Genomic DNA, 14394 nt, shown 5'->3' on the forward strand with positions numbered 1-14394 from the left:
CTCCAGCCCACAGGGGACGGCGCGCATGGCGCCAGCACGCGACCGCCGCACGGGATTTTCGCGGCGGCGGCAATATAGTCTGTTCATCGGCTACGTGCTCGCAGTGGCGTGCGCGGTGGTCGGCGCAGTGCTGCTCGTCGCCAGCGCGGTGAACCCGCCGCTGTTCGCCGGCCTGCGCATGGGGCTGGCCGGTGTCACCGCGCCCGTCTCGTCGGTGCTGATGACGGTGCGCGATGGCGCGGCGGCCGTGCCGGAGTGGTTCAACGGCTGGGCCTTCGCCCATGCCGAGAATGCCGCGATGCGCCGCGACCTCGCCGCCGCGCGTCCGCTGCTGATGCGTGCGCGGGTGATCGCATACGAGAATAATCGGCTGCGCGCGCTGCTCGCTCTGCGGGAGCGCTCGGCCGCGCCGGTCGTCACCGCGCGGCTGGTCAGCTCCAGCGCCTCGAGCGGCCGCCGCTTCGCGCTGCTCGACGCCGGGCGGTTCAGCGGCGTGCGTCCCGGCATGCCGGTGCGTGGCCCCGAGGGACTGGTCGGTCGGGTGATCGAAACCGGACCCAATGCCGCCCGCGTCCTGCTGCTGACCGACGCCGACAGCGTCGTGCCCGTCCGCCGCGCGCGGGACGGGCTGGCGGCGATCGCGGCGGGGCGGGCCGATGGCTCGGTCGAGATCCGCTCGGTCAATGCCACCAATGTACGCTTCGGCACGGGCGACGTCTTCGTCACCACGGGCACGGGCGGCCTCTATACGCCGGGTATCCCGGTCGCGCGGGTCGTCGCCAACGCGACCGACACCGCGCTGGCACGCCCCTTCGCGCAGCCCGACGCGCTCGACTATGCGCTGGTCGAGCAGGCGTTCATGCCGATGCCGCCGCCCCTCGCCCCCACCGCGCCGGCGGCGGCACCGTGAGCGCGGGCGACGCCGATCCCTTCGCGCTGGCCCTTCCGGCCGGGCGCGCCCGCGCGCTGCCCTGGATGACGGTGGTGGCAGGATCGCTCGTCACCATCGTGCCGGTGATCGCGACGGTGCCGATCCTGCCGCCGTTCGGGCTGCTGATGCTGCTGACCTGGCGCCTGCTCGCGCGGTTCGCGCTTCGGCCCTGGGCAGCGGCGCCGCTCGGCTTCCTCGACGACCTGCTCAGCGGCCAGCCGCTCGGCTCGGCGGTGCTGCTCTGGTCGCTCTGCTACATGGCGATCGACCTGATCGAGCGGCGCATGATCCTGCGCGATTTCTGGCAGGACTGGCTGATCGCCAGCGGTGCCATCCTGTTCTGCCTGGCGGGCGGGCGCGTGCTGGCGCTGCCGGTCGGCGCGCCGGTCGACGGTGCGTTGCTGGTGCAGGCCGGCTCGACCATCCTCCTCTTCCCGCTGGCCGCGCGGCTGGTCGCCTGGATCGACCGCAAGCGCGGACTGGCGTAACGGGGCCGGCATGAGGCGTCCGCCCAAAACCGTCACGCCCGCGATGCAGGCGTACAGCTTCTCGCGCCGTGCCTGGCTGCTCGGCGCGGGCACGGTCGGCATGGGCGGCCTGTTGTCGGGCCGCATGGCATGGCTGTCGATCGCCGAGAACGCGCGCTACAATTCGTTGGCCGAGAGCAACCGCGTCAACGCCACGCTGGTGCCGCCCCGCCGCGGCTGGCTGGTCGACCGGCATGGCCAGCCGATCGCCAACAACCGCACCGATTTCCGCGTCGACATCATCCCCGACCGGCTGCGCGATAACGATCGCGTCCTGCGCCTGCTCGGCCAGCTCCTCCGCCTGCCGCCCGAAGAGGTGGAGCGGGTCCGCATCGACCTCGATCGCGCCGCCGGATTCCAGCCGGTGCAGGTCGCCGAGAACCTGGATTGGGAGCGGTTCGCCGCGGTCAGCGTCCGCCTGCCCGAGCTGCCCGGCGTCCAGCCGACGCGCGGCTTCGCGCGCCACTATCCCGCCGGCGCCGCGGTCGCGCACCTGACCGGCTATGTCGGTGCGCCGACCGCCGAGCAGTTCAAGGAAACCCGCGACCCCCTGCTCGTCACTCCCGGCTTCAAGCTGGGCAAGGACGGACTCGAAAAGGCGCTGGAGCAGCATCTGCGCGGTCAGGCCGGCGCCAAGCGCGTAGAGGTGACCGCGCGCGGCAAGCTGGTCGCCGAACTCGCCACCCGCCCCGACGTGCCCGGCAAGAATGCGCGGCTGACGATCGATGCCGGCTTGCAGGAATATGCCGCCCGCCGGCTCGGCACCAATTCGGGCTCGGCGGTCGTCCTCGACTGCCGCACCGGCGAGATGCTGTGCATGGTGTCGATGCCGGCCTACGACCCCAACAGCTTTTCCGACGGAATCAGCCATCTGGAATGGCAGATGCTGTCCGATGACGACCATGTGCCGCTGATGAACAAGGTGACGCAGGGCCTCTATCCGCCCGGCTCCACCGTCAAGCCGATGAACACGCTGGCGCTGATGGCGGCCGGCGTCGCCCCGACCGACCGGGTGCTGTGCACCGGTGCGCTGCGTGTCGGCACCGGCGTGTTCCACTGTCACAAGCGCGGCGGTCACGGCGCGGTCGACATGAAGACCGCAGTCGCCCAGTCGTGCGACATCTATTTCTACGAGATGATCCGGCGCATGGGTTATGACCGGATCGCTCCCGTCGCGCGCGAACTGGGGCTGGGGCAGAAGTTCGAACTGCCCTTCTCCACCCAGCGTTATGGCACCGTGCCCGACAGCGCTTGGAAGCTGCGCAAGTACAAGGATCGCTGGACCGTCGCCGACGGGCTGAACGCCTCGATCGGTCAGGGTTACGTGCTCGCCAATCCCCTTCAGCTCGCGGTGATGGCAGCGCGCATCGCCTCGGGCCGCGCGCTCCAGCCCAGCATCCTCGCCGACCGGGTCCACCGCGACGCGCCCGCCCTGCCCTTCGATTCCGAACAGTTGCAGCACGTCCGCGACTCGATGTGGGCGGTCGTCAATGGCGGCGGCACGGGTGCGGCGGCCCGGCTGCTGGTACCGGGCATGAGCATCGCCGCGAAAACCGGGACCGCGCAGGTCCGCCGCATTACCATGGCGGAGCGGCGCGGCGGCGTGCTGAAGAACGGGCAGCTGCCGTTCAAGCTGCGCGACCACGCGCTGTTCGTCTGCTTCGCGCCGGCCGAGAATCCGCGCTACGCCGCCGGCATCGTGCTGGAACATAACGGCCACACCGTCCGCAACCTCGATACGCCGATGATCGGGCGCGACATCATGACCTATCTGCTCGACCGCGATCGCGCGCTTGCCAGCCTGGCGGAGGTCGAGCCTACCTGGGGCGGCGACATCACCACGCGCATGGCGGCGCAGGCCGCCGCCTATCGCGCCGCGCGCAACCCCGCCCCCGCCGCCGCCGCGACCAAGACGGACGGCGTCGTGCCGAGCGACGCGCCGGCGGTCGAAGCCGCCACCTCGCTCGCCAACCAGACCCAGGCCGCGCTCGCCGAGGCGCCGGCCGCCGACACCCCCGCCGCCGAAGGCACGACGGAGCGTACGCCATGAGCAGCCGTCTCGTCCCCGAACCGCTCGCGCAACTGCCCTGGCGCGTCCTCTTCCTGATCGCTGCGATCAGCGCATTCGGGGTGATGATGCTCTATTCCGCCGCGGGCGGCAGCGTGCGCCCCTGGGCATTGCCGCAGGGCATCCGCTTCTGCGTGTTCCTGGTCGGCGCGATCATCGTGTCGCGCGTGCCGGAGGACTGGTTTCGCAAGGGGGCGATGCCGGCCTATGTCGTCCTCCTGCTGATGCTGGTTGGCGTCGAGCTGCTCGGCCATGTGTCGGGCGGCAGCCAGCGGTGGCTCGACCTGGGCATCATCCGCCTGCAACCGTCCGAGTTCATGAAGCTGTCCATCGTGCTCGCCTGCGCGCGCTTCTACGAGCTGCTGCCCGCCGGGCAGACGCGGACCTTCGGCGCGGTGTGGCCCGCCGCCGCGCTGATCGGCATGGCCGCCGCCTTTGTCATGCTGCAGCCGGATCTCGGCACCGGGCTGATGATCTGCTCGGGCGGGGCGACGGTCATGTTCCTCGCCGGCATCCCGTTGCGTCTGTTCGTCGGCGGGGCGCTGGGCGTCGCGGTCGCGGCGCCGCTCGCGGTCAACTTCCTGCTCCACGACTATCAGCGCAACCGCATCCTCATCTTCCTCGATCCCGAGAGCGACCCGCTCGGCACCGGCTATCACATCAGCCAGTCGAAGATCGCGATCGGCTCCGGCGGCATCTGGGGCAAGGGCTTCCTCAACGGCACGCAGAGCCACCTCGACTATTTGCCAGAGGGGCATACCGACTTCGCTTTCGCCACCATGGCAGAGGAGTGGGGGCTGGTCGGGGGCGTGCTGCTGATCGCGGCCTATATCCTGGTCGTGTTGTGGGGGCTGAACGTCGCCCAGCGATCGACCTCCCGCTTCGCCCAGCTGACCGCCGCCGGCCTGTCGATGACGCTGTTCTTCTACGTCGCGATCAACCTGGCGATGGTGATGGGACTGGCGCCGGTGGTCGGCATCCCCCTGCCACTGTTCAGCAACGGCGGCTCCGCACAGATGACCGTTTTGCTCTGCCTCGGCATTCTGATGGCGATAGATCGGCAAAATCGGCGCCGCCCGGCCTGGTAGGCGAAAAAAGGGTTTGCATCCCCCGCCAGCGATGCTAATCGCGCGCCTCCCGACGAGGGGCTCGCCCACCAAGGCAGCCGCCGAAGCGACGGAATGGACGCATAGCTCAGTTGGTAGAGCAGCTGACTCTTAATCAGCGGGTCCTTGGTTCGAGCCCAAGTGCGTCCACCATTCCTCACCGGAAACTCCTCGCCCCTCCGGGTTCGTCGATGTGAAACGCACCTGTCCGTCAACGCTGCTGCTCGCCGATAGCTCGCGCTGCGCTCGCCGACGGACTTCCGCCGCACCAGCTCTGCCTCGCCATTGCGCGAACGTCGCGCCGGAAATCGGCGCGACGCTCAGGATCAATCTTTCCTGGCAGATGACGAGCCTACTTCCCCGACTTGCCTCCTGAAGCGGGTTTGGCGGGCGCTGGGCTGGTGACCGGACCGTCGCTGACCGGGGTCGTCGCAGCAGCAGCAGGAGCGATGCGCGAGCCATCGGCGTTCAGCCCCAGATCCTTCAGCAGCGGTCCGACCTGCGGGTCGGCGCCGTTGAAGGCGCGGAACATCGGCGCGTAATCCTCGGTATGCCCCTTCGACAGGATCATGTCGCGGAAGCGCTGGCCGTTGGCCCGTGTCATGCCGCCATGCTGCTCGAACCAGTTGAACGCGTTCGCGCTCAGCATCTTGGTCCAGCTATAGGCGTAATAGCCCGCCGAATAGCCATTGCCCCAGATGTGAAGGAAATAGGTCGAGCGATAGCGTGGCGGCACGTCGGCGACGTCGAGGCCGGTGGCGGCGAGTGCCTGCTTCTCGAACGCGTCGGCGTCCTGCTTGCCCTGCGCCGCGGTCAGCGAGTGCCAGCTCATGTCCATCTCGGCCGCGGCGAGCGCCTCGCCGAAGGAGTAGCCCGAGTTGAACGTCCCCGCGCGCTTGATCTTGTCAACCAGCGCCGGCGGGATGACCTGGCCGGTGCGGTAGTTCACCGCGTAGTGCGGCAGCACCTTGGGATCGAGCGCCCAGTGCTCGTTGAACTGCGACGGGAACTCGACGAAGTCGCGCGCCGTGTTGGTTCCCGATACGCTGGGATAGGTCTGGTTGGCGAACAGCCCGTGCAGCGCGTGGCCGAATTCATGGAACATGGTCGTCACGTCGTCGAAGCTGATGAGCGCGGGCTGACCCGCGGCGGGCTTGGTGAAGTTGCCGACATTGTAGATGACCGGCTTCGTCCCGATCAGCTTGGACTGGTTGACGAAGTTCGACATCCACGCGCCGCCATTCTTGTTGTCGCGCTTCCAGTAATCGAAATACATCAGGCCGACCGGCGTACCGTTCGCTTCGCTTACCTCATAGACCATGACGTCGGGTTGATAGACCGGGATGTCGGTGCGACGCTTGAAGGTCAGGCCATAGAGCTGGTTGGCGGCATAGAAGACGCCGTCCGTCAGCACCTTGTTGATCTCGAAATAGGGCTTCAGCTCGTCCTGGTTCAGGTCGTACTTCGCCTTGCGGACCTGCTCGGAATAATAGTCCCAGTCCCATGGCTTCAGCTGGAATTTGCCGCCAGTGGCGTTGATCTGCGCCTGCAGTTCGGCCGCCTCGCGGCGTTGCTCCGCCGCCACCGGCGTACCCAGCTGCTGCATGAAGCCCAGCGCGGTCTTGGGCGTCTTCGCCATCTGGTCCTGCAGCACGTAATCGGCCCAGGTCGGGAAGCTGAGCAGCTTCGCCTTTTGCGCGCGCAGCAGCGCGATCTGCTCGATCGTGTCGCGCGTGTCGTTGGCGTCGCCCTTCACCGCGCGCGTCCAGCTCGCGTCGAACAGCGCCTCGCGAGTCGCCCGATCCTGCATCGTGGCGAGTTCGGGCTGTTGCGTCGTGTTCTGGAGCGTCAGCACATATTTGCCCGCCATCCCGCGCGCCTTGGCGGCATCGGCGGCGGCGGCGATCTCTCCTTCGGACAGACCGGCCAGCTTGGCCTTGTCGTCCACCACCAATGCCCCTGCCTTGGCGGCGGCGAGCAGCTTCTGCTGGAAGGCGGTCTCCAGTGTCGACAGCTGGCCGTTGTACGTGCTGAGCGTCCGCTTGTCGGCAGGAGACAGTTCCGCACCCGAGCGGACCATGCCCTGATAGGTGAGCGTCAGCACCTGAAGCTGCTCGGGGTTCAGGCCAAGCGACTGGCGCTTGTCGTACAGCGTCTTCACCCGCGCGAAGAGCGCCGGGTCGAGGTTGATCGCGTCCTGGTGCGCAGCGAATGCCGGTGCCAGATCGGCCTGGGTCTTCTGCAGCGTATCGTCGGTATTGGCGCCGACCACGCCGTAGAAGGCCATGCTGGCCCGCTCCAGCAGCCGGCCGGATCGCTCCATCGCGGCGATCGTGTTCTCGAACGTCGGTGCGCTACGCGCGCGCGTGATCGCGTTGATCTCCGCCCGCTGCGCGGCCATGCCGGCAATCAGAGCAGGCGCATAGTCGGTGCTCTTGATCCGGTCGAACGGTGGCGCCTGGAATGGCAGGGTGCTCGCCTGCGCGAACGGGTTTGAGGCGGGCAGCGACGCCGAGGTCGCGGTGACCGGCGCCGCGCTCTGGGCAAGCGCGGTGGTCGACATCAGCATGATCGTGGCAGTGGTGGCGAGAAAGCGCATGGATGCTCCATCGGCAGGTGTATGGCACGCGTGATGCGCCTGCGCGGGTCGCGGATCAATGGCCAGCAGCCAGGTAGCGACGATATCGATCGCGCGGTCGCCGGCCGTGTGTCGTGGAGGGCGACCCCCGTCGGCTCTGGTCGGCCCGAACCGATCTTGCTAGCCTCCATCCCACACGGGCCGATCGGGCCGGCGCCGGAACAGGACAGACGTGCACCCTGCCGAAACCCTGGAACTTGTGCTCGCGATGCTCGGTGCGGTGCTGGTCCTGCACTGGCTGGCCGAGCGGCTTCGCTGGCCTCCCTCGGCGGCGCTGCTGATCGGGGGCGGCGCGCTCGCCTTCATTCCCGGCGTGCCGCTCATCACGCTCGATCCCGAGCTGGTGCTGGTGCTTTTCCTGCCGCCGCTGCTCGTCGACGGGGCGTGGCATACGGAACTGGTGCGCTTCCGCCGTCATCTCGCGGGCATCCTGTCGCTGGCGGTGGGCGCGGTGATCTTCTCCACGCTCGTCGTTGCGGCGGTCGCGCACTGGCTGATGCCGACGCTGCCCTGGGCTGCCTGCGCCGCCCTTGGCGCGATCGTCTCGCCGCCGGACGCGGTGTCGGCCAGGGCGGTACTCCAACGGGTGCAGCTGCCGCGGCGCCTTCAGGCCCTGCTCGAGGGCGAGAGTCTGCTCAACGATGCGACCGGCCTGGTGATCTTCCGCTTCGCCGTCGCGGCGACGATGGGGGCGGGTTTTCAGGCCGGCGAAGTCTTGGGCAGGTTTGTGCTCCTCGTCCTTGGCGGCGTCGCGATCGGGCTGGCGGTCGGCGCGTTGTGGGTGGTGATCGGCCGACGCTTGCGCAACGAGCTGCTGCTGATCGTCATGACCGTATTGGTCGGCTGGGTGGCATACCTGTCCGGTGAAGCGCTCGGCGTGTCGGGCGTGGTCGCCGCGGTGACCGCCGGGCTGGTGCTCGGCTGGCAGCAGCATGTGATCTTCTCCGCTGCCGTCCGGCTGCGCGGGACATCGTTCTGGCAGGTGCTGGTCTTCCTGCTCGAAGCATCGGTGTTCATCCTCATCGGCATCTCGCTTCGCGACATCCTGACCCGGGCGGGCGGACTGGAAGCCGTGGCCGGCGAGTTGGCCCTGCCGCTACTGGCGATCGTGCTCACGCTGACGCTGGCGCGCTTTGCCTGGATCTTCGCCTCGGACGCGGTCGTCGCCTTGCTGCGCCGGATGGGCATCGGGCGGGAGCCGCCGATCGGCCCGGCCTGTGCGACCGTGATGGGCTGGGCCGGCATGCGCGGCGTGGTGACGCTCGCTGCGGCACTGACGCTGCCCGCCGACTTTCCGCAGCGCGATTTCATGTTGCTCGCCGCATTCGGCGTGATCCTGGTCACGGTGCTGGTCCAGGGATCGACACTGGGTCTCCTCATCCGCTGGACAGGGCTGCGCCGCACCGCGGAGGATGAGCCGCCGATGGACATGACGGCGGCCGAGCGTGCGATGATGCAGGCGCAGCTTTTTGCGGTCGAGCGACTGGCGCGCGACGAGGCGGGCAATCTCGTCCACCCGCAGCTACTCCGTCGCTACACCGCGCGTGCCACGGCGGGCGAGAGCTTCACCGGCAGCGACGAGGAGCGGACCGCGGCAATCGCGTCGCACTTCGACGTCATCATCGGTGCCGTGGCGGCGGGGCGCGAGGAGCTGGTTCGGCTCCATCGCACCCACCAGATCGACAACGAGACACTGCGCAGCCTGGAACTGGACCTCGATCTGGAAGAACTTGGCGCCGAATCCGCGAAAGCTTGAACAGCCCCTCCGAAACGTGCCGCTATCCCGAAGCGTTAGGGGGCCTGTCCGTATCAGCGAAGAAGGGCCGGATAGATGCTGTTATCAAGGGTGGCGATTGCCGCATCGCTGGTGAGCCTCGCGGCCTGCAGCGCCGCCGAGCGCTCCACCGAGAACGCATCGGCAAACGGTGCCGACCGGCAAAGCAGCGCACCGGCATCATCGCCCCAGCTGCCCCTAGCCTCCCCTACGCCGGTCACGGGAAACATCGCCGCAAAGTCGACCTTGCGATCCTGTGCGGCCGAGCTCGGCGCGGCGGCTGCCGCCCGCCGGGTCGAGGTCTGCCGCAACGTGTCGCCTGCCACCCATCCGCCCTGCAATGCCGCCAACAGCTGCGCGCTGATCGAGGACGAGATCGCGCGAAGCTGCGCCCTGTTCGATGGCGATGGTCCGCCGATGAAGGGGTGCCGCACCGATCCCAAGGGGATGGAGGCGGCCGCCGATGTGGTGCGACGCTATTACTCGGCGCTCGACGCGCGCGACTATTCGACCGCCTGGACCCAGTGGGGCGACGACGGACAGCCCGGCCAGACCTTCAAGGCGTTCGAGAACGGCTACGCGCACACGCGCTCGACACGCGTGACGATCGGTGCCCTGACCCCGGGCGACGGCGGTGCCGGCTCGATCTACCAGCCGGTGCCCGTCACCGTCGATGCAACCCTTGACGATGGCCGTCATCAGCGCTTCGTCGGCAGCTATGTCGTCCGCCGGGTCAACGATGTCGACGGCGCATCGCCGTCGCAGCTCCGGTGGCACATCGACTCGGCCCGACTGACCCCTGTCCGGCTCAGTGCGGGGTGAACCCCATCTCGACACCCGTCTTGTCGTGCAGAGCGAACCGGTCGACGAGATCGGCACTGGCGCGGTTATAGCCGACGACTTCGACGGCCCGCCCGTCACGCCGCAGCCGCGCCACGATCTTGTCGAGCGCGCCGACACCCGAAATGTCCCAGAAATGCGCTGCGGTCACGTCGATGACGATGTGGCGGGCGCCATTCTCGGCCTGGAACGCGCGCGTGAAGCGGTCGACCGACGCGAAGAAGATCTCGCCCGTCACGCGGTAGGTCGCCTGCACGCCGTCTGGTGAAAGCGTACGTTCGACCGAGAACATCCGCTGCACCTTGCCTGCGAAGAAGATGCCGGAGAGCAGCACGCCTGCCAGCACGCCCAAGGAAAGGTCGCGGGTCGCGACGACGACCATCACGGTCACCAGCATGACCACGGACGACGCCGGCGGATGCCGCCGCAGGTTGGCGATCGAGTTCCAGCTGAACGTGCCGATCGAAACCATTATCATGACGGCGACCAGCGCCGGCATCGGCACGCGCCCGACGAGCGGCCCGAGCACGGCGAGAAGGAAGAGGAGAAACGCCCCTGCCACGAAGGTGGACAGGCGACTGCGACCACCAGAGGTCACGTTGATGACGGACTGGCCGATCATCGCGCAGCCGCCCATGCCGCCGAAGCATGCGGCCACGATGTTCGCACCCCCCTGCCCCGCGCATTCCCGCCGCTTGTCACTGTCGGTGTCGGTCATGTCGTCGACGATCTGCGCGGTCAGCAGGGACTCCAGCAGCCCCACCGCCGCCATCGTCAGCGAGTAGGGAAAGACGATCCGCAGCGTCTCGAACGTCAACGGCACCTGCGGCAGCGCGAGGCTGGGCAGCCCCTCGGGCAGCTTGCCCATGTCGCCCACGGTGTTGACCGGCACGCCCAGGCCGATGCTGATCGCGCTGAGGACGAGGATGGCGACCAAGGGTGACGGGATCGCCTTGGTCAGGCGCGGAAAGCCATAGATGATCGCGAGGCCGGCGACGACCATCGCGTAGGTCTGCCAGCCCATGCCGATCAACTGCGGCAGCTGCGCCATGAAGATGAGGATCGCGAGCGCGTTGACGAAGCCGGTGATGACGGACCGCGACACGAACTGCATCACCAGGTCGAGACGGAGCAGCCCGGCGGCGATCTGGATCAAACCCATCAGGATCGTCGCGGCGAACAGATATTGGACGCCGTGCTCCCGTACCAGCGGCGTGACGAGAACGGCGACCGCAGCGGTCGCGGCCGAGATCATGCCCGGCCGTCCACCGATCAGCGCGATGGTCATGGCGATCGCCACCGAGGCATATAGGCCGACCCGCGGATCGACACCGGCGATGACCGAGAAGCCGATCGCCTCCGGGATCAGCGCCAGGGCGACGACGATGCCGGCAAGAAGGTCGTGGCGGGCAGCGACGCGGTCGGTGAACCACTGCCGGCGATAGGTAGAAAGATCGAGTGTCATCGAAAATCCACAACAGGGCACAGGGCGCGAAAACGCGCTTCGTTCGGCGTGCGTGTTGTTGTCCGGCGGATCGGCGGCCGGAATAGCCACCCGGGATTTCACCGGGTCCATGCGAATGCCCGCGGCATAGGCGATCCGGTCGCAGGAAAGCAACCATGCGGCCGAGCTGTCACCCGTCAAGCCCGGAGAAGCCCATGGCGAGGATCGCCGGCCAGCACTTCCCAGGGATCGTCTGCCCCCTTGCCGCATTGCACCCTGCAATGGCTGACACCCGCACCTCTCCCTTTCAGCTACCGCTGTTCCGCAGCGTTTGGATCGCCAGCCTCTGTTCGAATTTCGGCGGGTTGATCCAGTCGGTCGGGGCGTCGTGGATGATGACGTCGCTCGATGCGTCGCCGCAGATGATCGCGCTGGTGCAGGCATCGACGAGCCTGCCGATCATGCTCCTGTCGCTATGGGCGGGCGCGGTCGCCGACAATCTCGACCGGCGCCGGGTGATGCTGGCGGCGCAGGGCTTCATGCTGGCGATATCGGCGCTGCTGGCGATCGGTACCTGGCTGGGGATGGTCACGCCGTGGCTGCTTCTGGTCTTCACCTTCCTGATCGGCTGCGGCACCGCGGTGAACGGCCCGGCGTGGCAGGCGTCGGTCGGCGACATGGTGCCGCGCCCGATGCTGCCCAACGCGGTCGCGTACAACAGCATGGGCTTCAACATCGCGCGCAGCCTGGGTCCGGCGATCGGCGGCACGATCGTCGCGGTGGCCGGCGCGGCGGCGGCATTCATGGTCAACGCTGCCAGCTATGTCGGCTTGATCGCCGTGCTGTCGCGCTGGCAACCCGATCTGCCCCCCCGCAAGCTACCGCGCGAGCGGCTGGGCGTCGCGATGGCGGCGGGCGTCCGCTACGTCCAGATGTCGCCGCACATCCGGATCGTCCTCGGTCGCGCGGCACTCTTCGGCCTCGCCGCCAGTGCGCTGCCTGCGCTGATGCCCGTCGTCGCGCGCGACGTGGTGGGCGGCGGGCCGCTGACCTATGGCCTGCTGCTCGGCGCCTTCGGCATCGGCGCGGTCGGCGGGGCTTTGGGCAGCGGCCGGTTGCGGGCGAGACTGTCGACCGAAGGGGTGGTGCGCCTCGCGTCGCTGGGCTTGGCAGCGGGAGCCGCCACCGCTGCGCTGAGCGGCTCGCTTCCGCTTGTCCTCCCTGCGCTGGCACTCGCCGGTGCCGGCTGGGTGCTGGCGCTGTCGACCTTCAACGTCAGCGTCCAGATGGCCTCGCCGCGCTGGGTCGTCGCGCGTGCCATCTCGCTCTACCAGATGGCGGCGTTCGGCGGCATGGCGGCGGGCAGCTGGCTGTTCGGGACCATCGCCGGCGACCACGGCGTCGTCATTGCGCTGGTCACTGCCGCACTACTACAACTCGCCAGCTTCGCCACCGGCTTCGTCGCACAACTGCCCGGCATCAGCCAGGTCGACCTCGATCCCTATGACGCCTGGACCGAACCCGATACCGCAGTCCCGGTAGAGGCCCGCTCCGGCCCGATCGTCGTCACCATCGAGCATCGGATCGCAGAGGCCGACATCGCCGCCTTCCTGTCGGTGATGCGCGAGCGCCGTCGCATCCGCCGCCGCGACGGCGCGCGGCACTGGACGCTGCTGCGCGATCTGGGCGAGGCGGACCTGTGGGTGGAGCGTTATCACTTCGCCACCTGGCTCGATTACGTCCGCCACAACCAGCGCCGGACCAAGGCGGATCAGGTCATTGGCGATGCGCTCCACGGCCTGTGGGTCGGCGGCGTTCCTCCCGTCGTCCATCGCCGGATCGAACGCCAGACCGGCTCGCTCCCCACCACCCGCATGCCCGACGCGCGCGAGCTGGACCCGATCACCGACGCCTCCCGCGCGAGCTAACCCGGCCGCGCCGGCGGCGGCAGGTTCGCGACCATCCGCTCGCCGTCGATGACGATCGGGCTCGCGACGCCGGGAATACCGTCCAGCGCGATCCGCATGCCCCGGAACACCACCTGCGGATCGGCAAAGGTCTCGTCGATCCGGTTGATCGGTCCGGCCGGCACGCCGCGCTCCTCCAGTGCCCAGGCCAGGTCGGCCTTGCGCCACCCGGCGATCGCGGCGGCGAGCAGGGGCACCAGCACGGCCCGGTTCGCGATCCGCGCCGCGTTAGTCGCATAGGCCGGCTCGTCCGCCAGCCCCAAGCCCAGCGCCTCGCACAGTCGCGCGAACTGCGCGTCGTTGCCGACCGCGACGATCAGCTCGCCATCGGCGGCGGCGAACGCCTGATAGGGGACCAGATTGGCATGGCCATTGCCCATCCGGTGCGGCACCTCGCCCGCCACCATCCAGTTGAGCGCCTGGTTGGCCAGCACCGCAACCTGCGTGTCGAGCAGCGCCATGTCGATATGCGCGCCCTGCCCCTCCACGTCGCGCCGCCGGAGCGCCGCCAGGATCGCCACCGTCGCATAGACGCCGGTGAAGATATCGGCATAGGCGATCCCCGCCTTCTGCGGCGCTCCGTCGGGCTCGCCGGTCAGCGACATGAAGCCGCCCATCCCCTGCACGATGAAGTCGTATCCGGCGCGATGCGCATAGGGTCCGTCCTGCCCGAACCCGGTGATCGAGCACGTCACCAGCCGCGGGTTGATCGCCGTCAGGCTCTCATGATCCAGCCCGTAGCGCCGCAGCCCGCCGACCTTGTAGTTCTCGATCAGCACGTCCGCGCCCGCCACCAGCGCGCAGACCTCGGCCTGCCCCTCGGCCGTAGCGATATCGATCGCCAGCGCCCGTTTGCCGCGGTTGGTCGCGTGGTAATAGGCGGCGTCGCGTGCCTCCCCGTCCGGCCCGGTGACGAAGGGCGGACCCCAGTGGCGGGTATCGTCGCCCGCGCCCGGCCGTTCGATCTTCACTACCTCTGCGCCCAGGTCGGCGAGCAGCTGGCCGCACCACGGCCCCGCCAGCACCCGCGCCAGCTCGATCACCTTCACGCCCGCCAGCGGCTTCACGCGCCTCTCCCCTTCTCCGGTCGAAGCTGGTC

General features: G+C 68.7%; 11 protein-coding genes, 1 tRNA gene and 1 other annotated feature. Of the genes, 8 read left to right on the plus strand and 4 right to left on the minus strand.

Annotation, left to right across the window (positions count from 1 at the left end; all coding sequences use genetic code 11):
• Window positions 1-25 precede the first annotated feature (25 nt).
• From Q5H91_RS03410 to Q5H91_RS03430, 5 genes are all read left to right on the plus strand, one after another.
• Window positions 26-910, plus strand: a complete 885-nt coding sequence (locus tag Q5H91_RS03410; RefSeq protein ID WP_305171804.1) for a rod shape-determining protein MreC — start codon at window positions 26-28, stop codon at window positions 908-910.
• Window positions 907-1419, plus strand: a complete 513-nt coding sequence (gene mreD, locus Q5H91_RS03415) for a rod shape-determining protein MreD (protein ID WP_370655209.1) — start codon at window positions 907-909, stop codon at window positions 1417-1419. The genes Q5H91_RS03410 and mreD overlap by 4 nt, the downstream gene beginning before the upstream one ends.
• 10 nt (window positions 1420-1429) lie before the next feature.
• Window positions 1430-3508 carry a penicillin-binding protein 2 gene (gene mrdA / locus Q5H91_RS03420; protein ID WP_305171805.1) on the plus strand — a complete coding sequence of 693 codons (2079 nt, stop codon included), beginning with the start codon at window positions 1430-1432 and terminating at the stop codon, window positions 3506-3508.
• Window positions 3505-4614 carry a rod shape-determining protein RodA gene (rodA, locus tag Q5H91_RS03425; RefSeq protein ID WP_305171807.1) on the plus strand — a complete coding sequence of 370 codons (1110 nt, stop codon included), beginning with the start codon at window positions 3505-3507 and terminating at the stop codon, window positions 4612-4614. The genes mrdA and rodA overlap by 4 nt, the downstream gene beginning before the upstream one ends.
• A 95-nt stretch (window positions 4615-4709) precedes the next feature.
• A tRNA-Lys gene (locus tag Q5H91_RS03430) sits at window positions 4710-4785 on the plus strand.
• A gap of 199 nt (window positions 4786-4984) precedes the next feature.
• On the opposite strand, the gene Q5H91_RS03435 is transcribed toward Q5H91_RS03430, so the two are convergent.
• A complete protein-coding gene (locus Q5H91_RS03435; RefSeq protein ID WP_305171809.1) occupies window positions 4985-7231 on the minus strand; it encodes a M3 family metallopeptidase in 2247 nt (748 codons plus the stop codon).
• A 211-nt stretch (window positions 7232-7442) separates the two neighbouring features.
• On the opposite strand from Q5H91_RS03435, the gene Q5H91_RS03440 reads away from it, so the two are divergent.
• The gene (locus tag Q5H91_RS03440) at window positions 7443-9026 is read left to right on the plus strand and encodes a Na+/H+ antiporter (RefSeq protein WP_305171810.1); all 1584 of its coding nucleotides are present in this window, start codon (window positions 7443-7445) and stop codon (window positions 9024-9026) included.
• Window positions 9027-9079: 53 nt separating this feature from the next.
• Here the strand turns inward: Q5H91_RS03440 and Q5H91_RS16510 are convergent, their stop codons facing one another.
• A complete protein-coding gene (locus Q5H91_RS16510; RefSeq protein ID WP_370655210.1) occupies window positions 9080-9370 on the minus strand; it encodes a hypothetical protein in 291 nt (96 codons plus the stop codon).
• Here Q5H91_RS16510 and Q5H91_RS03445 point away from each other — a divergent pair.
• Window positions 9357-9866, plus strand: a complete 510-nt coding sequence (locus Q5H91_RS03445; RefSeq protein ID WP_370655211.1) for a hypothetical protein — start codon at window positions 9357-9359, stop codon at window positions 9864-9866. The two genes, Q5H91_RS16510 and Q5H91_RS03445, sit on opposite strands and share 14 nt — an antisense overlap.
• On the opposite strand, the gene Q5H91_RS03450 is transcribed toward Q5H91_RS03445, so the two are convergent.
• Complete coding sequence (locus Q5H91_RS03450) at window positions 9853-11349, minus strand: SulP family inorganic anion transporter (protein ID WP_305171812.1); 1497 nt, start codon at window positions 11347-11349, stop codon at window positions 9853-9855. The two genes, Q5H91_RS03445 and Q5H91_RS03450, sit on opposite strands and share 14 nt — an antisense overlap.
• A 56-nt stretch (window positions 11350-11405) precedes the next feature.
• Window positions 11406-11461 (minus strand) — a sequence feature (sul1 is cis-regulatory element that is thought to sense ions involved in sulfur or methionine metabolism; They are found in Alphaproteobacteria).
• 148 nt (window positions 11462-11609) lie between these two features.
• On the opposite strand from Q5H91_RS03450, the gene Q5H91_RS03455 reads away from it, so the two are divergent.
• Window positions 11610-13256, plus strand: a complete 1647-nt coding sequence (locus Q5H91_RS03455) for an MFS transporter (protein WP_305171813.1) — start codon at window positions 11610-11612, stop codon at window positions 13254-13256.
• On the opposite strand, the gene Q5H91_RS03460 is transcribed toward Q5H91_RS03455, so the two are convergent.
• A complete protein-coding gene (locus tag Q5H91_RS03460; RefSeq protein WP_305171814.1) occupies window positions 13253-14362 on the minus strand; it encodes a CaiB/BaiF CoA transferase family protein in 1110 nt (369 codons plus the stop codon). The genes Q5H91_RS03455 and Q5H91_RS03460 overlap by 4 nt on opposite strands.
• Window positions 14363-14394 lie beyond the last annotated feature (32 nt).

It is taken from the genome of Sphingomonas aurea, from assembly GCF_030678875.1.
In the GTDB taxonomy this organism is placed as follows: domain Bacteria; phylum Pseudomonadota; class Alphaproteobacteria; order Sphingomonadales; family Sphingomonadaceae; genus Sphingomonas; species Sphingomonas aurea.

Excerpts from the sequence above, each read along its gene's own strand:
- Q5H91_RS03410 (WP_305171804.1), top strand. The coding sequence starts at position 26 with ATGGCGCCAGCACGCGACCGCCGCACGGGATTTTCGCGGCGGCGGCAA.
- mrdA (WP_305171805.1), top strand. The coding sequence starts at position 1,430 with ATGAGGCGTCCGCCCAAAACCGTCACGCCCGCGATGCAGGCGTACAGC.
- rodA (WP_305171807.1), top strand. The coding sequence starts at position 3,505 with ATGAGCAGCCGTCTCGTCCCCGAACCGCTCGCGCAACTGCCCTGGCGC.
- Q5H91_RS03435 (WP_305171809.1), bottom strand. The coding sequence starts at position 7,231 with ATGCGCTTTCTCGCCACCACTGCCACGATCATGCTGATGTCGACCACC.
- Q5H91_RS03450 (WP_305171812.1), bottom strand. The coding sequence starts at position 11,349 with ATGACACTCGATCTTTCTACCTATCGCCGGCAGTGGTTCACCGACCGC.
- Q5H91_RS03455 (WP_305171813.1), top strand. The coding sequence starts at position 11,610 with ATGGCTGACACCCGCACCTCTCCCTTTCAGCTACCGCTGTTCCGCAGC.